We start from the raw sequence: 20639 nt of genomic DNA, 5'->3' as shown, positions 1-20639 counted from the left end.
ACATGAAACTAAAAATCACTTTTATACTTGCTTTATTTTTTATCGGGTTTTCAAATGCTCAAACTAAAGTAGGTACTGTTGATAGCGAATTAATCATTAGTAAAATGCCACAGATGAAAGGAGTTTTACAACGAGTAGAAAGCTACGGTAAAAAACTAGACTCTAGTTTTCAAATAAAAGCTACAGAATATAAAACTAAGGTTGATTCTTTTAAGGCTGAAGAAAAACTAATGACGGAAGAGGATAAGAAAGCTAGAATTCAAGAATTAAGAACCCTTGAACAAGAAATGGGAAAATTTCGTCAAAATGGAACTACTATGATGCAAGTACAAAGAGATCAGAGTTTACGACCTTTATATAAAAAGCTAAGAGAAGTAATTGCTGAAGTAGCTAAAGCAAACGGATATACTCAAATTTTAACAACAACTGGAAACGAATTTGGATATATTGATGAACGCTTTGATATCACTCAATTAGTATTAGATAAACTAGGAATTAAAGAGTAATTCTTTTATGTATCAAAAACAAAAAGATTTACAATTACAGTACGAAGGATTTTTTAAAACACCTTTTCTATGGTATGGAAAAGGTGTTTTTGATTTAGAGCAATACCCTACTTTAACTACCCAAACAACTTCTTTTAATCAAGAAATCACACAAAAACTACGTTTGGGTAAATTGGTGGAACGTTTTGTTTCTCTTGAACTAAGTCAAGATAAAACTGTATCAATCCTTGCTGAAAACATTCAAATTCAACGAGAAAAGATAACTGTTGGTGAGTTAGATTGTTTACTCTTGAAAAACGAAAACCCAATTCACTTAGAAATTATTTATAAATTCTATTTATATGATGCTTCTGTTGGAAATTCTGAAATTGAACATTGGATTGGACCAAATAGACGAGATTCTCTTATACAAAAATTAACCAAACTTCAAGAAAAACAATTACCTCTACTCTACTCCCATTATACTAAAAGTTACCTAGATGAATTAAAATTAAATGTTGATGAAATAGTACAACAAGTATATTTTAAAGCACAATTATTTGTTCCTTTAAAGGACTTCGGAAAAAGCTTTAAACAACTAAATAATGAGTGTATTTATGGGTTTTACATCTATCCGAAAGAGCTACAACAATTTTCCGATTGTAAATTCTATATTCCAACTAAACATAACTGGTTAGTAAATCCACATTCAAATATTAACTGGTTAACTTATGAAGCTTTTCAAAATAAACTTCATCAATTTTTAAACGAAGAAAATGCTCCTCTTTGTTGGCTAAAAAAACCAAACGGCGAACTTTTTAAGTTTTTTGTGGTTTGGTGGAATAATTAGTGTATTTCAAATTCCTAATTAAATTTACTGACTAAAAAACTATGAAATTTTTCAAATTCTCTTTTTTACTCCTATTCACTTTAATCACATTTACATCTTGTTTTGAAGTTGAAGAAGATACACCTTCTTGTATTGATGTCGACATAGCTTTTGAAGATGATTATTATAAATTAGAAGCTAAAATCTATACAAGTAACTATATAGAAATTGAAATGATAAATGAATGTGATTTAGATATAAGAGTAACTGGAATAAAAGTTAAAGGTCAACATTATGAAGACTTTCATATTAGTGGTTTATCAATAGGTACAAGTATTACAAAAGACACTCACTTTGATGTTATTTTTACTCCAACACAATTGGGTACTAGAAAAGGAATCATTGTAATAAGGCATGAGGTGGGAGAATTGGTTATTAATCTATCAGGTGAGGGAACATAGTTTTAAATACTTGGTGTATTAAAAACATAAATACACTTTATTAAACTATAAATCAAACTTTTTGTGGTTTACTAGTTACTTTAAGTTTAGATATTCGTTTTCTTGATGTAATAAAATAAACTCCTGATAATAATACAATAGATGCTACAACAGACTGTGTTGTTAAAGTTTCATCTAAAAAATACCATCCTAAAAATAAGGCTACAACAGGATTTACATACGCTGATGTTGATACTTTTTCTGTTGGAACAATTTTTAATAAATAATTAAAAGATGTAAATGCAACAATACTTCCAAAAGCAATTAATAAAAACATAGCTCCTTGTGCTTTAAAAGACCAATCTAGGGGTGAAGACCAAGTTTCCTTTAATAAAACTGAACCTATAAAAAGGAAAACTCCTGCAAAAAGCATTTGATAGCCTGTACTTACAAAAAAGTTTTTAGGAAGTGTAGCTTTGGCTACAAAAACACTACCATAACTCCAACTTAAGACACAAGAAAAAATCATAAAAACCCCTATTAGCATATCTTTTGAAGTAGTTATTTCATTTTGACTTACCAACAAGTACATTCCTATGATTCCTAAAATAACTCCAATAATTGATTGTCTTTGCATTTTTTTTCCATCAATTAAACGTAGAAGTAATAAAACAAATAAAGGCTGTGTTGCAGCTAATAAAGCCCCCAAACCGCTATCTACAAACTTTAATGCCCAAACAAACATTCCATTTCCATATACTAAAAAAAGGAAACCTGCTATCGCAGAATTTAAAAGTTGTTTCTTAGTTACTTTAATTGATCTTTTTAAAAGCTTAGCAATTAACATAATTAGCACTCCCGATATAGAGAATCGAATAGCAGCTAACAACAACGGAGAAACCTCTGTTACAACAATTTTATTTAACAAATAGGTTGATCCCCAAATGACATAAATGGCAATAAAAGCAGCTATAATAAGCGGTTTAGATTCTTTCATTATTATCTAAATTCTAATGAGCTAAAAATACAATAAAACCTTTTTACATTTTTTTTGAAAAAGAAAAAATCGGTTAAAATATTTTTAACCGATTTTTCTAAAAAAGTTATTATTGATAATTATAATTTAGCTAATATTTTTTCAGCTACTAATTCTGATGATGCTGGGTTTTGGCCTGTAATTAAATTTCCATCTTCAATTACGTACTCTTCCCAATCTCCTGCTTTGCTATAGATTCCTTCATTATTTTTTAGCTCGTCTTCCACTAAAAATGGTACTATTGAAGTTAATTGTACCGCATCTTCTTCTGTATTAGAAAAACCTGTTACTTTTTTACCTTTAACTAAAGGTTCTCCATTTAATTTAGCATCTTTTAACACAATAGGTGCATGGCAAACAGCTCCTACTGGCTTATTGCTTGTATAAAAAGCTTCTATTAAAACTACAGAATCTTTATTTTCGGCTAAATCCCATAAAGGTCCATGTCCACCAGGATAAAAAATTGCGTCATAGTCACCTTCTTTAACTTCACTTAATTGTATTGTGTTGGCTAATATAGCTTGAAGTGCTTCATCTTTATTAAAACGATGTGTAGCTGGTGTTTGAAAATCTGGTTCGTTACTCTTAGGGTCAATTGGTGGTTGTCCTCCTTTAGGAGATGCTAAAGTTACTTCCACTCCTTTATCCTTTAACAAATAATAAGGTGCGGCAAATTCTTCAATCCAAAATCCTGTTTTTTCTCCCGTATTTCCTAGCTCTTCATGACTAGTAAGTACAAATACTACTTTTTTCATATTATTTCTATTTTTAAGTTACCTCAAAATTAGTATATGAAAGTTGTAAAAAAATTGATGTATGGTAATAAAGGAATTTAAGAGATTTCTTTTCGTATTCTACTTAAACTTTCTGTTGTTATTCCTAAATATGATGCTAAATGGTAGTTTTTAATTTGCTGTTCTATATTTGGATAACTTTGTAAAAACAGGTGATACCTTTCTTTTGCTGATAAAACTAAGTTATTTAAAATTCTTTTTTGAAATCGTACCGTTGAACGCTCTAATTTTTTTCTAAAAAAATGTTCTATTTTGGGTACTTTTTCATAGATATTATCCAAATCACTCTTGGCTACTTTTAACACAATAGCATCTGTAATACACTCTATAGAAAGTACAGATTCTGATTCGGAAAAATAACCTATATAATCACTAATCCACCAGTCGTGAATTGCAAATTGTATAGTATGTTCTTTTCCTTTAGCATCCATAAAAAACGTTCGTAAACAACCTTTTACTACATAATATTGGTAATATACTTTCTCATTAGTATGTAATATAGTATCTCCTTTTTTATATACTACTTCAGAATAAATATTTTCTACTATTTCTAACTCTTCCCTCTCTAAATGAAGATCTTTAAACACATTACTAACAGATGTACTCATTGTAAAATATTATAGTAACCCTTCTAAATAGTGCTGTTCAATTTGATATGCTTCTTTTAAGTCTGAAATTTTAGCTTCAATACTTTTTTTATTTACTTTTTTAGATGATTTAGTACCTATCAACATCACATTTTTACGAGTGTGTTCGTTACTAATGAACTCAAAAACTTTAGTAGTATAATTATTCTTCTCTAAAATTAAAGCACGAATGGTATCGGTAACCATTTCAAACTGACGTTCTTTAAAAATCCCATATTTTAATAAGGGACTCTCCTGCTCTTTCCCTTTCACTTGTTGACGAATTTGTTTATGACAACACGGAGCACAAACAATCAATTCTGCTTTTGACACTAAGCCTTTATAAATAGCATCATCAGTAGCTGTATCACAAGCGTGTAGAGCAATTAAAATATCAATTTTATTGTTATCATAATCCTGAATTGGTTGAGCTACAAAAAGTAGCCCTTTAAATCTGCATTTTTGGGCAATATCATTACAATAGTCAACTAAATTTTGTCGTAACTCAATACCTGTTATACTTGCAGTATACCCCTTTTGGATTACCAAATAATCGTACAGAGCAAAAGTTAAATAACCTTTTCCAGAACCCATATCTACAATATTGATATGTTTAGGTAATTTAACCGATTGTATCTGTGCTTCAATAATCTCTAAATACTTGTTAATTTGACGATATTTATCCGCCATTTTAGGAATTACTTTACCTTCTTTATCCGTTACCCCTAAATGATATAAATATTCGCTATTCTCAGCTCTTTTTTCTTTAGGTTTATCGTGGGTTTCAGGTAATTTATTCTTAAAACTAGGCTGTGTAGTTTTATAACTTACTTTTTTCTTTTTAGAAATAAATACCAACAAATCATTTTCTAGCGTAAACAATGTTACTGCCCTAAACTTTTCTGAAAGTAAATCGGTAAGCTCTTCAATACTCTCTTCAAATGAATAGTTTTTTGTCTGATCATTAGTCTTATATCTATATAAAAACTGAAAACAAACGTCTCCTTTTAACGTTATTTGACGAACATATACATTTGACAGTTCATCACTTTTACGAATCGGTTTACTCAAAGTTAATTTTACAAAATCATTTTTTTGTATGCTGTTTTGAAACTCGATAAACAATTGATGTAAGGCTTCTTTCATACTACAAAAATAGACAATCGAATTTGTTTAATAACAAATAAAAAGTGCTATCATTTTTATAAAAACTGTAACACTAAATAAAAGTTATCGTTTCTATTAACATAAATAATGAAATACTATGAAGAAATTAATCACACTTTTTTCCCTTTTTCTATTGTTTTCTAGTTTTTCTTGCTCTAACCAAAAGAAAGAAAACAATACTGCTACCATTAAAAATGAAATTGACTCTTATTTAACAAAAGCTATGAAGCTACATAATATTCCTGGATTAGCTTTAGTAGTAATTAAGGATGATGAAATAGTTTATAAAAATTATTTAGGCAAATCATCATTAGAGAATAACAAACCTATTGATGAAAATACATTGTTTAGAGTTTTTTCAGTGACAAAACTTATAACTTCCACAGGAGTATTTCAGCTTATACAAAACAAACAGCTAAGTTTAGAAGATAAAATTTCAAAATACATAGATAATTTACCACAACTATGGCAGGAGATAAAAGTTGAAAATTTACTAAGTCATTCTTCAGGTTTACCTGATATTGTAAGATATAAAAGTATGTTAACTGACGAGGAATTAATGGAAAAACTATTCAATGACAAAATGAATTTTGCTATTGGAAAACAGTTTCAATATAATCAAACAAACTATTGGTTACTCACTCGAATTATAGAAAAAATTACAGGAATGTCTTTTGATGATTATATTCTTAAAAATCAGTTTGATAATTCTACAAAAGGAGTCTTGTTTTCTTCTAACTCACAAGAAACTATTCCAAATCGTGCTACTAGATATTTTTATAATGAAAAGACAAAAGAATTTGAAAAGGATACTAATAATAGTGGTAAAAGAGGACATTCAGGAAACGGGCTAAACATCACTCTTGAAAAATTTATTGAATGGAACAAGAAATTGAACGACGATATCTTGTTAAGTGATAAGATGAAAACAGAAATGTGGGAACCTTTCAGTTTCACGAATAAAAAAGACCATTTTTTACATGGTTGGAATAGCATTCAAGTAAACGGATTGGACTCTTATGGATTTTCGGGTGGAAATTTATCTTCTTTTAGAAAGTTTATAAATGATAAAACAACGATTATTTTATTATCAAACGGTTATACAATACCTGCTTATGACATTATTATTAATGATATAGCAAGAATTTCAATCCCTGAACTTAAAGCAAAAAAATTAGCAAAGGAGGAAGATGTTCTGAATTTTGTTATTCGCCATCAATTTAACGAAGCTATACAATCATTCAAAAAATTAAAAAAAGAAAACCCAAATTCTAACTTCTACAATTTAAAATGGAATATTAACAGTATAGGTAATTCTTATGCTTATAGTGAAAATAACATTGAAAATGCTATTGATGTATTTAAGTTTAATGCCGAAGTTAATCCTAATTGGTGGGTGTCAAAAGCGAGTTTAGCTGAAGCTTATGAAATGAAAAATGATAGTCTTAAGGCAATTAAAAACTATAAAAAAGCAATTCTACTCAATGAAGACAATCAATGGAATTATAATGAGCAAATGAAAAACAAAATAGCTGAACTAAAAAATAAATAACATAATAAACATATAAGCACATCAATGACTAAATTTTTAAATACTAAATTCAGTCATTTTTTTTAAATGCTGGTTTTCTTGTAACATTTTTATTCTTAATACGTCTTTAAGAAAACTAAACTGCATGAAACATCTAAAAATTAGTATCCTACTACTCCTTACAGTCTCTTTTTTATTATTTAATTGCGTAAAAAACAGCAACCCTGAAGTTCAAAAAGAAAATAATACATACGTTATAAAGAACGTAAACATAATTCCGATGACTAAAAGCAATAACGTTATTGAAAACGCTACAGTAGTCATTCATGAAAACATCATACAATCTATAAATGATTCTATTCCTTCTGAAGCAACAATAATTGATGGAAAAGGTAAATGGCTTATTCCAGGGTTAATTGATATGCATGTACATACCCTTAGTAACGGGAGTTTCTCACAAGGATATCCAACTAGAGGTTCTACAGTAAGTTTTAATACTCAAAACCTAATGACACCATATGTAGCTAATGGAGTCACCACAGTATTTGAATTAAGTGGAAGACTTGGACACTTTTCACAAAGAGATAAAATAATGGAAAAAAGTGTTATTGGCCCTCGTATGGCAATAGCTGCTGTAATTGATGGCAAAGGCAATGAAATTAAAGCTACGACTCCTATAGAAGGGCGACAATCGGTTAGAAATGCTAAAGGTTTAGGTTATAGATTCATAAAGGTTTATACCTGGTTAAATGAAGAAACTTTTAAAGCAGTTATTGATGAAGCTGAAAAACAGGATATGAAAGTTGTTGGCCACATTCCTACAGTCTTTGAAGGAAAACCTGCTGAAGATTTATTTGTACCTCAATTCGGACTCATAGCGCATGCTGAAGAATTATCGAAACAGACGAATGATTTCAGTTATGAAAAAGCACAAGAATTTGCTCGTTTAGCTAAAGAAAATAATACTTGGTTAATTCCGAATCTATCCAACATGGTCTGGATTTCAAAACAGGCTAAATCATTAGAAAGTATTCAAAATTTACAAAGTTTAAAGTATGTACATCCACTAATGCAAAATAAATGGTTAACCTCAAATCGTTATTATGGAGCTTCTCCCAAATTAATTGAATACTATAATAAACAAAAAAAATTCCATATCCAGATTGTGAAAGCTTTTAAAGAAACAGGCGTACCAATGCTTGCAGGAACAGATGCTGGTATTTCTGGTATTATTTGGGGATTTTCTCTTCATGATGAATTGGAACTATTAGTAGAAGCAGGGTTAACAACTGAGGAAACTTTAGCTTCTGCAACTAGATTGCCTGCTGAATGGTTAGAAATTGGTGATAAAATAGGAACTATTGAAACTGGGAAATTTGCTGATTTAATTTTACTAGATAAAAACCCACTAGAAAACATTAATAACACACGTACAATATCTGATGTATTTGTAAATGGAAAGTGGCTTGATAAAACTAAAATCGACACTATGCTTTTAAAAGTAGCTAACTGGAATGATGCTAATAAAGAAAAGTTTCAATGGAAAAACAGAAAAAAATTATAGTTTTGAATTTGAATACACAACATAGTATTACAAAGATGAATATGTTTAATAATGATAAATAGAAAATCAAAAATTGGTTTTTCTGATGTTGGTGGTATTTACGTTGGCCAAAATATTCAAACAAATAAACATCAACATAACGCTATAACTATAGCTATTTCTTTCGGGAAGCCTTTTCATTGCAGGGTAGACAATCTAAATGTTTCTTCTACTGGTATAGTTATGCAAGCTAATACTCTCCGAAAAATTGTAAACCCAGAGAATAATTACATTGCTTTCATTCATATCGAGCCTTTTTCCGAACAAGGCTTACAACTTACCAATAAAAATAAGCCTTATAAAAAGCTAACACTTATTCAAACAAAAAGCATCATTAAAACTTTAAAAGAATGGTTTTCTAATAATGAAATTGATGAAAAAACAATTTTAAAGGTAATAAATGAAGTCTTTCTGAAAACAGAAATTTCTTCTGACCTTAGAATAGATGAACGGATTAAGGAATCTATAAAAATAATTAAAACTTCAAATAAAATAACGTTAAAAGAAATATCAGAGCGCGTCTGTTTATCAACATATAGATTTTCTCACCTTTTTAAGCAACAAACAGGAACTTCTTTTAGAAAGTTTGTTTTATACACTAAATTAGTAAAATCCTTAAAATCAATTTGTGAAAATAAAAACTTTACACACTCTTCTTATTATGGAGGTTTTGCAGATCAAGCACATTTTACACGAACCTATTATAAGGCTTTCGGTATTTTACCTTCACAAAGTATAAAATAGCAACTGCGTTCAATTTTTTCATTTCTTAAAGACTAATCTTTGTTTAAAATAGATAAACATGAAAACATTAGTCACTTATTTTACAATTAAAGGAAGAGCTGAAGAAGCCTTAAAGTTTTATGAAAATTGCTTTGAAGGAAAAACAACTTTTATACAACGTTTTTCAGAAACACCTTACCAAGTTTCTAAAACTTATAAAAAGAAAATAGCTCATGCTGAATTTAAAGCAGAAAATATTTGCTTTTATGTATCAGATGGATTTGAAAATGAAGAAATAACCTTTGGAAATGGAATTGGTATGACAATTAATTTTGATACCATTGAAGAGCATGAAGTAGTATTTGAAAAACTAAAAAAAGGAGGAAAAGTAACTTTTGATTTTTTTCAAACAACAATTGATACTAATTTAGTTTGTGTAAAAGATAAATTTGGAATTCACTGGTATTTAAACTACTAAGTAAATAAAGTATTTCAATAAAAATATACTTTTTAAAATGTGGTAGAAAATATCTTTTTCTACCACAAATCTTAACTAGCTACCTTTTAATTAGTTACTATTCAAAATACTTTTTTAGTTTTTTAAAAACTTAATCAAGCTAAAAATACTTCGTATTAGTCAATAAATAAATAGTCCTCTTTTATTATCTTAGTTCTTATAGAAAACAGAATTAACACAGATAGTATGAGGTAATTTTTGTGTCCAAAAATTACACATAACTATTTAAAATACAACGAGTATAAGCGCATGAAAATAAAAATAGAAAAATTTAATCACCTTGATTTTTCATTCTATTTCCAGTTGGTAAATGACGAAAAAGTAATGGAAATGATAACAGAAAGAGCTATTGAACTAGAGGAGGCTAAAAAAGATTTCCACAAGTTAATTGAGAACAGTAAGCTTGACATAAACTTTGGAAGTTTTAAAATAATAAAAGAAGATACAAATGAATTTATTGGATTAGCTAAATTAGAAATTCAAAAAATAAATAGCGAAGAAGCTGAACTTGGATACATGCTTTTACCTAAATATTGGGGAAAAGGAATTGCTAGTTTGGTTGGAGAAAAACTTATTAATATAGGTGAAAATCACCAATCTTTAAAACGAATTTATGCTATCATAGACCCTAAAAATATTCCTTCTAGAAAAATTTTAATGAATAACGGATTTAAATCAAAAGAGTTTAAGGAGTTTGATGGATTACCAGGAGAAATACTTGAATTAAAATTACAAGTAAAATAACACTTAACCTATGAAAAAACTTTTCCTAACATCTTCTTTTATTGATGTTTATAAATATTTTAAATCTTTTGTGGGAAATACTAAAGGAAAAACAATCACTTTTATCCCAACAGCAAGCGTTAAAGAAGAATATACTGGGTATGTAGATAATGATAGAAAAGCTTTTGAAGAGCTTGGAGTAATTATTGATGAGTTAGATATTTCTAATACTTCAAAAAACAAAATAGAGGAAACAATTCAAAAGAATGACTTTATTTATATTTCAGGAGGAAATACATTTTACTTACTTCAGGAATTAAAGGTATCTGGTAGCGATGAAATTATACGAAACGAAATAAAAAAAGGGAAACCATACGTAGGAGCTTCAGCAGGTTCTATAATCTTATCTAAAAACATACAGTTTGTAGAAAAAATGGATGATAAATCCAAAGCTGAAAAATTAGTGAATTATGATGCTTTAAACTTGGTTGATTTTTACACTTTACCACATCATACTAATGAGCCTTTTAAACAGATTGTTGAAGAAATTATTACAGATTATAACAACAAAATAAATTTACTTCCTATAAGTAATACAGAAGCTATTCTAGTTTCTGGAGGTACGACGGAGATAGTAGGTACAAAATAAGTTAAATCAATAACCCTAAATCATAAAAAAATTGAAAACAATTACTTTAATAAACTTTGGAGGAGTTGAAAATTTTGAACTCGTTGAAGTAGATGATCCTAAATTAAACGATAATGAGATTTTAGTTAAAATAAAGGCAACTACATTTAATCCTATTGATTAAAAAAAGTACATCAACTCATGGAAAATAATCAAGTTAGAGGAAAAAAGTTAGTTATGACAGTATAAAATAGAGGGGTTACCCTCTATTTTATATTAGCTTCTGTTTTTTAAAATATTTTCAATATCGGTTAACGTAAAATCTTTGGCTTTTAACAAAATTAAATAGTGATATAATAAATCAGCAGCTTCATTTTTAAATAACTCATCATTATTATCTTTAGCTTCGATGACTACTTCTACAGCCTCCTCTCCTACTTTTTGAGCTACTTTATTAATACCTCTTTTAAAAAGTTTATTAGTGTAAGAAGTTTCTACATCATTATCTATTCGGTCAGTAATAACACTTTCCAATTCGTATAAAAAACCTTTAGAAGTCTCTTCAGCAAAGCAAGAAGTTGTCCCTTTATGACAAGTAGGTCCTTCAGGAGTAGCTTTAATCAACAAAGTATCATTATCACAATCTACCTGAATATCTTTTACCCATAAAAAGTTTCCTGATTCTTCACCTTTTGTCCATAACCTATTTTTACTTCGACTATAAAAAGTAACTTTCCCTTCACTTTGTGTTTTAGTGAATGCTTCTTCATTCATATACCCTAACATTAATACTTGTAAGGTGGTGTTATTTTGAATTACTACAGGAACTAAACCTTTTCCTTTTGAAAAATCTATATTCATCGTATAGCTATGTTTTTATATTTTAATTCATTTTTTAGTGTTGGTATTGGTATTTCACCAAAGTGGAAAATACTAGCCGCTAAACCAGCACTTGCTTCTGTTTTTGTAAAGACTTCTTCAAAGTGCGCTACTTTTCCTGCACCTCCTGAAGCGATTACAGGAATGTTTACCGTTTTACTCACTACGTTGGTTACATCAATATCAAATCCGTTTTTGGTTCCGTCACTATTCATAGAGGTCAAGAGAATTTCACCTGCACCTAATTTTTCAATCTCTATAGCCCAACTTACAGTATCAAGTTTAGTTTCAAAAGTTCCTCCTTTAGTGAACACTTTCCACTCTCCATTTACATTTTTGGTATCAATAGCAACCACTACAAACTGACTTCCGAATCGGTTTTTTAAATCGGTAATTAATTGCGGGTTTTTAACTGCGGAAGAATTGATACTTACTTTATCTGCCCCTGCTTGGATTAAAGCTACGGCATCTTCTACAGTACTGATTCCCCCACCAACAGTAAACGGGATATTAATCTCTTGAGCGATTGTTTTTACCAATTCTACTAAGGTTTTTCTGTTTTCTAACGTAGCTGTAATGTCTAGAAAAACCAATTCATCAGCTCCTTGCTTCACATACTGTTTAGCCAACTCAACTGGATCTCCAGCATCTTTAATATCAATAAAATTGACCCCTTTAACCGTTCTTCCATTTTTTATATCCAAACATGGAATAATTCTTTTCTTTAACATCTTTTAACTTATAAATTCTTGTAATTCCTTTAAACTAATATTCCCTTCGTAGATAGCTTTTCCTACAATAGTACCTTCGCAGCCTATTTCTTTTAACCTGCGTAAATCATTGATATTAGCTACTCCCCCACTCGCTATTAAGTTGACTGAAGTTTTACTCAAAATTTCTAAATATAAATCTAAAGAAGCTCCTTGTAACATTCCGTCTTTAGCTACATCGGTACAAATAGTATTTACAACACCTATTTCTTCATATTCATTTATAAAATCAATAACATCAACTTCTGAAGTTTGTAACCAACCATTGGTCGCAATTTTTCTTTCTTTACAATCGGCTCCCAAGATTATTTTATCCTTTCCGTATTTAGTAAGCCATCCAATAAATGTATCTGGATTTTTTACCGCTATGCTTCCTCCTGTTATCTGATTTGCCCCACTTTCAAATGCGATTCGAGCATCTTCATCAGACTTTAAACCTCCTCCAAAATCAATTTTTAAATTGGTTTTCGTAGCAATTTGTTCTAACACTTTATTGTTTATAATTCGATTGGATTTTGCTCCATCTAAATCGACTAAATGTAGACATTGTATGCCGTTAGCTTCAAATTCTTTGGCTACTTCTAACGGACTTTCATTATATATTTTTTTGGTACCGTAATCTCCTTTTGTTAATCGGACACACTTACCTTCTATAATATCTATTGCGGGTATGATTCTCACTTCGTTCGGGTTTAATTGTTTATAAGTTTAAAAAGTTTTCTAGAAGTTTTTCTCCTATAGCTGCTGATTTTTCTGGATGAAACTGCATCGCGTAAAAATTATCTTGCTTCATAACGGTACTAAACGGAAGAATATAATCACAGGTAGCCAGTGTGTTTTTAGATACTTCTGCATAATACCCATGAACATAGTATACATCATCTTCCACAGCTATATTTGTAAACAATTCAGAAGATTTTAATTCAGAAAAATTATTCCATCCCATGTGTGGGACTTTTTCTTTTGGAGGAAATTGTTTCGTGCACGCATCAAAAATGCCCAAACATTTGGTATTTCCTTCTTCAGAAGATGTACACATTAATTGTAAGCCCAAACAAATTCCCAGAACAGGCTGTTTTAATGAAATAATTAACTCGTCAAGGTTTCTTTCTTTTAAATATTGCATTGCTGAACTAGCTTCTCCAACCCCCGGAAATATTACTTTATCTGCCAATTTTATTTCTTCTGGATTATCAGTAATAATACTTTCGTATCCCAAGCGAATTAGCGCATTTTGTACCGATCGTATATTTCCTGCATTATATTTTATAATAGCTATCATATTTTTAATTATGAATGATGAATTTTTAATTACAAATTACTTTTTTACACTCATTGAGTAATTCATAATCTTTAATTCATAATTGATTACAGAACTCCTTTTGTTGATGGTAAAATCATCTTCTCTACATCTCTTTTTACAGCTACTTTTATAGCTTTTGCAAAAGCTTTGAAAATAGCTTCAATTTTGTGGTGCTCGTTCGTACCTTCTGCTTTGATGTTCAAATTACATTTTGCTCCATCGGTAAACGATTTAAAAAAGTGATAAAACATTTCCGTAGGCATTTTACCTATCATTTCTCGTTTAAAATCAGCTTCCCACACCAACCAATTTCTTCCGCCAAAATCAATAGCTACTTGCGCTAAACAGTCGTCCATTGGCAAACAAAACCCGTAACGTTCAATCCCTAGTTTATTTCCCAATGCTTTATAAAATACTTCTCCTAATGCTATCGCTGTATCTTCAATAGTGTGGTGTTCATCTACCTCTAAATCACCTGTTACTTGTATATTCAGATCCATTTGACCGTGACGTGCTATTTGATCTAACATATGATCGAAAAAAGCAATCCCAGTATTAATGGTGCTTTTTCCTGTTCCGTCTAAGTTTACATCAATTTTTATTTGAGTTTCGTTCGTGTTTCGCTCAATAGATGCTGAACGATCTTCTAGTTTTAAAAACTCGTAAATAGCATTCCAATCATTGCTTTCTAAAGCTATAAAATTATCTAACTCCTCTCTTTTTACAGTAATTTCATCAGTACCTAAATTCGTTTCATCGTTTATATAAATTCCTTGAGCTCCCAAGTTTTTAGCTAATTCAACATCAGTTAAACGATCTCCTATTACAAAAGAATTTTGTAAATCATATTCCTTAGAAAAATATTTGGTAAGTAACCCTGTATTTGGTTTTCTTGTAGGTTGATTGTCTTTAGCAAAAGTTCTATCGATAATCTCTTCTGTAAATACAATACCTTCTTCTTTCAACGTATTCATCACAAAGTTGTGTACTGGCCAAAAGGTATATTCAGGATATACTTCTGTTCCTAGCCCATCTTGATTGGTCACTAATACTAGTTTAAAATCTAATTCTTTAGCTATTTTACCTAACCCTTGAAAAACTTTCGGGTAAAATTGTAATTTCTCAAATGAATCTGTTTGTTCGTCTGCCGGTTCTTTGATTAAGGTACCATCTCTATCTATGAATAGTATTTTTTTCATTTTTCTCTTAAAATTTAAAGTGAGTTCTCTATTTCACTTGATGTAACACTTAATTGTTGAAGTGCTTCTATTAATTTTTTATTCTCTTTTTCGCTTCCTATTGTAATTCGTATGCAGTTGCTTACTAAGTTATTTCGATTTCTAGTGATAATTTTCTGATCTACTAACAAGTTATACAATTCATTAGCATTTGTAACCTCTATTAGTATAAAATTAGCTTCTGATGGATATCTCTTTTTTACCAATCCCACTTTTTGCAACTGCTTCTCTAATTTTTCCTTCTCATTGAGAATTATGTTTTTCTCAATTTCAAACTGTGCTAAATTATCTAGCTTATTAAGTACAGCTTCTTGATTTAAAGTACTTACGTTATAGGGTGGTTTTACTTTATTATATAGATCTATAATTTCTTGACTAGCATATGCTGTTCCAACTCTAACACTTGCCAATCCCCAAGCTTTACTAAAGGTTTGACTTACGATTAAGTTAGGATAGTTTTTCAATTCACTTATAAAAGATTCTTTGGTACTGAAATCAATATATGCTTCATCAATAATTACAATTCCTTTGAATTTACTAAGAATAAACTCAATTGTTTCATCTTTAAAGCAATTCCCTGTAGGATTGTTAGGTGAGCAAATGAAAATTAGCTTTAGTTTTTCATCTTCGAAATAACTGTCTAAAGTATTTTCATCAATCTGAAAATCTTCGGTCAAAGCTAATTCAATCAATTCAACATCGTTTATAGCTGCCGAAACACTATACATTCCATAAGATGGTGTAAAAGTCAGCGCTTTATCTTTTCCTGGGTTACAGAATATTCGAAAAGCTAAATCGATTACTTCATCACTTCCGTTTCCTATAAAAATTTGATTTGTATCAACTTCTTTAATTTCTGACAATCGTTCTTTAATCGCTATTTGTTGTGGATCAGGATAACGATTTAAAATTCCAAAAGGATTCTCATTTGCATCTAAATACACTTCAGCAATTCCTTTAAACTCGTCTCTAGCCGAAGAATACCCTTTTAATTGCTGAATGTTTGGACGTACTATTTTTTCTAAACTAAACATTGCTAATCTCTTTTAATCTTACCGTAATTGCATTTTTGTGTGCTTGTAAGCCTTCTGCTCCTGCCATAAGCTCTATAGCTCCACCTAAATTCTCAATACCTTCTTTGGTTACTTCTTGAAAGGTAATTTTCTTTACAAAACTGTCTAATGAAACTCCACTATAATTTTTAGCATATCCATTAGTCGGTAATGTATGATTGGTTCCACTGGCATAGTCGCCAGCACTTTCACAGCTATAATTCCCTAAGAATACTGAGCCTGCATTTATGATTTCTTCAATATATTCAGAAGTTTTTTCTGAAGCTATAATTAAGTGTTCTGGGGCATATTCGTTACTAAAATCAATACATTTTTCTTTTGATTCTAATACCACTGCAAAACTATTTTCAATTGCTTTTTTAGCAATTTCTTTTCTAGATAATTCTTCTATTTGCTTGTTGAGTGCTCCTATTACATTTTGAGCAACTTTATCAGAAGTGCTTACTAAAATTGCTTGACTATCGGCTCCGTGTTCTGCTTGCGATAATAAATCTGCTGCTACAAAAACAGGATTACTTGTTTCATCAGCTATTATCAACACTTCACTAGGTCCTGCAGGCATATCAATAGCTACCCCTTGTTGTTGTACTAGTTCTTTTGCTTTGGTTACAAACTGATTCCCTGGCCCTAAAATTTTATATACTTGAGGAATGGTTTCCGTTCCATACGCCATGGCACCAATAGCTTGTGCGCCTCCTACTTTAAAAATTTTAGTCACTCCCACCAAAGTAGCAGTGTATAAAATAGCCGGATTAACTTTTCCTTCTTTATTCGTTGGCGTACATAGTACTATTTCTTTACAACCAGCAATTTTTGCTGGAATCCCTAACATTAAAATCGTAGAAAATAATGGTGCAGACCCTCCTGGAATGTACAAACCTACTTTTTCTATTGCTACACTTTTTCTCCAACAAGTAACACCTTTTGTAGTTGTTATTTTTTTAGGTGCTTCCTTTTGAGAGTTGTGAAATGTTTCAATATTAGATTTTGCTAACTGTATGGCTAATTTTAATTCTTCTGAAACTAAGTTTTGTGCTTCTTCTAACTCTTTTTTAGAAACTTCTAACTCGGTTAACAACACTCCATCAAATAATTGTGTATATTTTTTTAAGGCTTTATCTTTATTAAGCTTTACATCATTTAATATTGTTTGTACCGTTTCTTGTAAACTGTTTTCGCTTAAAGTAGCTCTTTTACACAATGAATTCCAAGTTTTTATTGTTGGGTTTTTTATAATTTTCATCTGTTTATTTTTATTGTTTTAACTATTATCCTTCTTCTGTAATCGGCACAGATATAGGAATCAAATCCTTGGCTATCGCCCTGTGATTAAATAACCATTTTTTCTATTGGACACACCAAAATACCTTCAGCTCCATTGCTTTTTAGTTCATCTATAATTTCCCAAAATTGATTTTTATTTAATACTGAGTGTACAGAACTCCACCCCTCTTCAGCTAAAGGAAGTACTGTTGGGCTTCGCATTCCAGGTAAAATATTAATAATTGATTCTAGTTTCTCATTTGGTGCATTCAATAACACATATCTTGATTGTCTAGCTTTTAGTACAGATTGAATTCTAAACTGTAATTTGTTAAGTATTACTTGTTGTTGTTCTTTTATTTGAGGAGAAACCGCTAACACAGCTTCTGATTTTAATAAGACTTCTACTTCCTTCAAATTATTTTTGAATAAGGTTGAGCCACTTGAAACAATGTCACAAATACCATCGGCTAGCCCAATATTAGGGGCTATTTCAACTGAACCATTAATAATGTGTAATTGTGCTTGGATATTGTTTTTTTGTAGATATTTTAAAACTGTGTTTGGATATGAGGTAGCTATTTTTTTATTCTGAAAGTAGTTTATTCTTGTATATTCTTCGTTTTTTGGGACTGCTAATGATACTTTACATTTTGAAAAACCTAATTTTTCAATAAATTGAATTTCTTCCCCTTTTTCAATTAGTAAGTTCTCACCAATGATCGCTGCGTCTACTACGCCATCTTTTAGATATTGTGGAATATCTCCATTTCTTAGATAAAAAACCTCTAATGGAAAATTGTTTGCTGAAGCTTTTAATTGATCTTTACCATTATCGATAGAAATTCCACAGTCTTTAAGAATTTGTAGAGACTCTTGGTTGAGTCTTCCTGATTTTTGTATGGCTATTTTTAATTTACTCATTTTAGTTTTGAATGGGTTTGAGTAAATCGTTTTGAGAAGATTTTTTCCTGGCGCCTTGGAAATAAAAAACCCGTTTGATTTACTCAAACGGGTTTAAAATATATTTTGATTTTATTCAATACATTTTCAGTTCGCTTGAGTGCAAATATGAAAATGATGATGATGTAATTGAATAAAACTCATGTCTTTTATTTTGTTGCTACAAATATTTGTTATTTATTTTTAATTATGCAAGTTATTTTTAATAAAAATAAAGAACCACCTAAAACTAGGTGGCTCTTCTTATATTTTCTTTTAGAAATATTCTATTATCTAAAATCAATTTTACGCATACGTAAGCTTTCTGGAGTAACCTCTAGGTACTCATCAGCTCTAATATATTCCATACATTCTTCTAAAGAAAAATCTATTTTTGGAGCAATTTTAACACTATCATCGTTTCCTGATGAACGTACATTTGTTAATTTTTTTCCTTTAATTAGGTTAACAGCCATATCATCCGACTTCGAATTTTCTCCAACTACCTGACCTTTGTAAATCTCTTGGTTAGGGTCAATAAAGAAACGTCCTCTATCTTGTAAGCGGTCAATTGCATATGCAGTAGCCTTTCCTGTTTCAGAAGAAATGATAGCTCCTTTTAATTCTTCAGCAAATTCTCCTTTATATGGTCCGTATTCGCTAAATCTGTGATTTATAATTGCTTGACCTGCAGTTGCAGTTAATATTTTATTACGTAAACCAATTAATCCTCTAGATGGAATTGTAAATTCTAAGTGTTGTAAGTCACCTTTTGGCTCCATTACTAATAAATCACCTTTTCTTAAAGAAACTAAGTTAATAGCTTTAGAAGATACATCTTCAGGAACATCAATAGATAATGTTTCGTATGGTTCACTCTTAACTCCGTCAACATCTTTTAAAATTACTTGTGGACGTCCAACCTGTAATTCATACCCTTCACGACGCATTGTTTCTATCAATACTGATAAGTGTAATACTCCACGTCCGAAAACGTTAAATTTATCTTCAGTATCCGTTTCATCAACACGTAACGCTAAGTTCTTCTCCATTTCTTTAAATAAACGATCACGTAAGTGACGAGAAGTAACAAATTTACCTTCTTTACCAAAGAATGGAGAATTATTAATTGTAAATAACATACTCATGGTAGGTTGATCTACTTCAATTCTTGGTAATGCTTCTGGGTTTTCTAAATCAGCGATTGTATCACCTATTTCAAAATCGTCAATACCAGTAATAGCACAAATATCTCCACTACGTACTTTATCTGTCTCTGCTTTACCCATTCCTTCAAAAACGTGTAATTCTTTGATTCGTACTTTTTTCGTCGATCCATCTGCTTTACAAAGCATGTATTCTTGATTCTTTTCTAAGTCTCCACGATATACACGTCCAATAGCAATTCTTCCTTTAAAAGAAGAATAATCTAATGATGTAATTTGCATTTGAGGAGAACCTTCACGGTAAGGTGCTTCAGGAATAGTCTCGATAACAGCATCTAATAAATCGATGATATCTTCCTTTGGGTCTTGCCAATCAGTACTCATCCATCCATTTTTAGCCGAACCATAAATAGTTGTAAAGTCTAATTGATCTTCATTTGCTTCTAAAGCAAACATTAAATCGAATACTTTTTCATGTACTAAATCTGGTGTACAGTTTTCCTTATCGACCTTATTTACTACTACGATAGGAGTTAATCCTAATTCGATTGCTTTTCCTAATACGAAACGTGTTTGTGGCATTGGTCCTTCAAAAGCATCAACCAATAATAAAACTCCATCTGCCATTTTTAATACACGTTCTACTTCACCACCAAAGTCGGCGTGCCCAGGAGTATCAATTACATTAATTTTAACTCCCTTATAGTTTACTGATACATTTTTAGATAAAATGGTAATACCACGTTCACGCTCTAAGTCGTTGTTATCTAATAATAAATCAGTACGTTCTTTACGCTCATCTAAAATTTTAGCTTGATCTATAATTTTGTCTACCAAGGTTGTCTTTCCGTGGTCAACGTGTGCTATAATAGCAATGTTTCTTATTGATTGCATTCGTGCTTA

Annotated in this window: 23 protein-coding genes; 10 read left to right on the top strand and 13 right to left on the bottom strand. The window is 30.3% G+C overall.

The genetic code is table 11. The annotated features are described in order from the left end of the window. Window positions 1-2 precede the first annotated feature (2 nt). From C7448_RS12090 to C7448_RS12080, 3 genes are read left to right on the top strand one after another with little or no spacing between them, the layout of a single operon-like run. The gene (locus C7448_RS12090; protein WP_115901644.1) at window positions 3-506 is read left to right on the top strand and encodes an OmpH family outer membrane protein; all 504 of its coding nucleotides are present in this window, start codon (window positions 3-5) and stop codon (window positions 504-506) included. 7 nt (window positions 507-513) lie between these two features. Continuing rightward, window positions 514-1335 carry a DUF1853 family protein gene (locus tag C7448_RS12085; protein ID WP_115901643.1) on the top strand — a complete coding sequence of 274 codons (822 nt, stop codon included), beginning with the start codon at window positions 514-516 and terminating at the stop codon, window positions 1333-1335. A gap of 41 nt (window positions 1336-1376) precedes the next feature. Beyond that, window positions 1377-1775, top strand: coding sequence for a hypothetical protein (locus C7448_RS12080; protein ID WP_115901642.1), 399 nt, complete (start codon window positions 1377-1379; stop codon window positions 1773-1775). A gap of 52 nt (window positions 1776-1827) precedes the next feature. Here the strand turns inward: C7448_RS12080 and C7448_RS12075 are convergent, their stop codons facing one another. The 4 genes from C7448_RS12075 to C7448_RS12060 form a co-directional block, all read right to left on the bottom strand. Beyond that, window positions 1828-2751: an EamA family transporter gene (locus C7448_RS12075; RefSeq protein WP_115901641.1), complete on the bottom strand. Its 924-nt coding sequence runs from the start codon at window positions 2749-2751 to the stop codon at window positions 1828-1830. Window positions 2752-2870: 119 nt separating this feature from the next. After that, entirely contained in the window at window positions 2871-3545 is a 675-nt protein-coding gene (locus C7448_RS12070) for a type 1 glutamine amidotransferase domain-containing protein (RefSeq protein ID WP_115901640.1), read from the bottom strand. Window positions 3546-3622: 77 nt separating this feature from the next. Next, window positions 3623-4192 (bottom strand): Crp/Fnr family transcriptional regulator, encoded by a 570-nt coding sequence (locus C7448_RS12065; protein WP_115901639.1) that lies wholly within the window; start codon window positions 4190-4192, stop codon window positions 3623-3625. A 9-nt stretch (window positions 4193-4201) separates the two neighbouring features. Continuing rightward, window positions 4202-5356 carry a class I SAM-dependent methyltransferase gene (locus tag C7448_RS12060; RefSeq protein WP_115901638.1) on the bottom strand — a complete coding sequence of 385 codons (1155 nt, stop codon included), beginning with the start codon at window positions 5354-5356 and terminating at the stop codon, window positions 4202-4204. Between the two features lie 118 nt (window positions 5357-5474). On the opposite strand from C7448_RS12060, the gene C7448_RS12055 reads away from it, so the two are divergent. The 7 genes from C7448_RS12055 to C7448_RS16105 all read left to right on the top strand — a co-directional run bounded on the left by C7448_RS12055 (window position 5475) and on the right by C7448_RS16105 (window position 11286). Continuing rightward, window positions 5475-6929: a serine hydrolase domain-containing protein gene (locus tag C7448_RS12055; RefSeq protein ID WP_115901637.1), complete on the top strand. Its 1455-nt coding sequence runs from the start codon at window positions 5475-5477 to the stop codon at window positions 6927-6929. Window positions 6930-7053: 124 nt separating this feature from the next. Next, window positions 7054-8472: an amidohydrolase family protein gene (locus C7448_RS12050; RefSeq protein ID WP_115901636.1), complete on the top strand. Its 1419-nt coding sequence runs from the start codon at window positions 7054-7056 to the stop codon at window positions 8470-8472. Between the two features lie 51 nt (window positions 8473-8523). Beyond that, complete coding sequence (locus tag C7448_RS12045) at window positions 8524-9255, top strand: helix-turn-helix transcriptional regulator (protein ID WP_115901635.1); 732 nt, start codon at window positions 8524-8526, stop codon at window positions 9253-9255. 58 nt (window positions 9256-9313) lie between these two features. Beyond that, a complete protein-coding gene (locus tag C7448_RS12040) occupies window positions 9314-9712 on the top strand; it encodes a VOC family protein (RefSeq protein ID WP_115901634.1) in 399 nt (132 codons plus the stop codon). A 288-nt stretch (window positions 9713-10000) separates the two neighbouring features. Then, on the top strand, window positions 10001-10495 hold the full coding sequence (locus C7448_RS12035) for a GNAT family N-acetyltransferase (protein ID WP_115901633.1): 495 nt from the start codon (window positions 10001-10003) through the stop codon (window positions 10493-10495). Window positions 10496-10505: 10 nt separating this feature from the next. Then, window positions 10506-11123, top strand: coding sequence for a Type 1 glutamine amidotransferase-like domain-containing protein (locus C7448_RS12030; protein ID WP_115901632.1), 618 nt, complete (start codon window positions 10506-10508; stop codon window positions 11121-11123). Window positions 11124-11154: 31 nt separating this feature from the next. Continuing rightward, a complete protein-coding gene (locus C7448_RS16105) occupies window positions 11155-11286 on the top strand; it encodes a hypothetical protein (protein ID WP_262510989.1) in 132 nt (43 codons plus the stop codon). 92 nt (window positions 11287-11378) lie between these two features. On the opposite strand, the gene hisIE is transcribed toward C7448_RS16105, so the two are convergent. The 9 genes from hisIE to typA form a co-directional block, all read right to left on the bottom strand. After that, on the bottom strand, window positions 11379-11963 hold the full coding sequence (gene hisIE / locus C7448_RS12025; protein ID WP_115901631.1) for a bifunctional phosphoribosyl-AMP cyclohydrolase/phosphoribosyl-ATP diphosphatase HisIE: 585 nt from the start codon (window positions 11961-11963) through the stop codon (window positions 11379-11381). Then, the gene (gene hisF / locus C7448_RS12020) at window positions 11960-12712 is read right to left on the bottom strand and encodes an imidazole glycerol phosphate synthase subunit HisF (protein ID WP_115901630.1); all 753 of its coding nucleotides are present in this window, start codon (window positions 12710-12712) and stop codon (window positions 11960-11962) included. The genes hisIE and hisF overlap by 4 nt, the downstream gene beginning before the upstream one ends. 3 nt (window positions 12713-12715) lie before the next feature. Continuing rightward, window positions 12716-13432 carry a 1-(5-phosphoribosyl)-5-[(5-phosphoribosylamino)methylideneamino]imidazole-4-carboxamide isomerase gene (hisA, locus tag C7448_RS12015; RefSeq protein ID WP_115901629.1) on the bottom strand — a complete coding sequence of 239 codons (717 nt, stop codon included), beginning with the start codon at window positions 13430-13432 and terminating at the stop codon, window positions 12716-12718. A gap of 19 nt (window positions 13433-13451) precedes the next feature. Beyond that, window positions 13452-14033, bottom strand: a complete 582-nt coding sequence (gene hisH, locus C7448_RS12010; protein WP_115901628.1) for an imidazole glycerol phosphate synthase subunit HisH — start codon at window positions 14031-14033, stop codon at window positions 13452-13454. Between the two features lie 86 nt (window positions 14034-14119). Then, complete coding sequence (gene hisB, locus C7448_RS12005; protein WP_115901627.1) at window positions 14120-15253, bottom strand: bifunctional histidinol-phosphatase/imidazoleglycerol-phosphate dehydratase HisB; 1134 nt, start codon at window positions 15251-15253, stop codon at window positions 14120-14122. A 14-nt stretch (window positions 15254-15267) separates the two neighbouring features. Next, window positions 15268-16326, bottom strand: coding sequence for a histidinol-phosphate transaminase (gene hisC / locus C7448_RS12000; RefSeq protein ID WP_115901626.1), 1059 nt, complete (start codon window positions 16324-16326; stop codon window positions 15268-15270). Beyond that, window positions 16319-17608 (bottom strand): histidinol dehydrogenase, encoded by a 1290-nt coding sequence (gene hisD / locus C7448_RS11995; RefSeq protein ID WP_115901625.1) that lies wholly within the window; start codon window positions 17606-17608, stop codon window positions 16319-16321. The genes hisC and hisD overlap by 8 nt, the downstream gene beginning before the upstream one ends. A gap of 86 nt (window positions 17609-17694) precedes the next feature. Continuing rightward, complete coding sequence (gene hisG / locus C7448_RS11990; RefSeq protein ID WP_115901624.1) at window positions 17695-18552, bottom strand: ATP phosphoribosyltransferase; 858 nt, start codon at window positions 18550-18552, stop codon at window positions 17695-17697. Window positions 18553-18860: 308 nt separating this feature from the next. Then, window positions 18861-20630: a translational GTPase TypA gene (typA, locus tag C7448_RS11985; protein WP_115901623.1), complete on the bottom strand. Its 1770-nt coding sequence runs from the start codon at window positions 20628-20630 to the stop codon at window positions 18861-18863. Between the last annotated feature and the right edge of the window lie 9 nt (window positions 20631-20639).

The organism is Tenacibaculum gallaicum, assembly GCF_003387615.1.
Classification (GTDB): Bacteria; Bacteroidota; Bacteroidia; order Flavobacteriales; family Flavobacteriaceae; genus Polaribacter; species Polaribacter gallaicus.
Note: the sequence above shows the minus strand (reverse complement) of the source record. Positions and strands in the feature narration are given on the sequence as shown.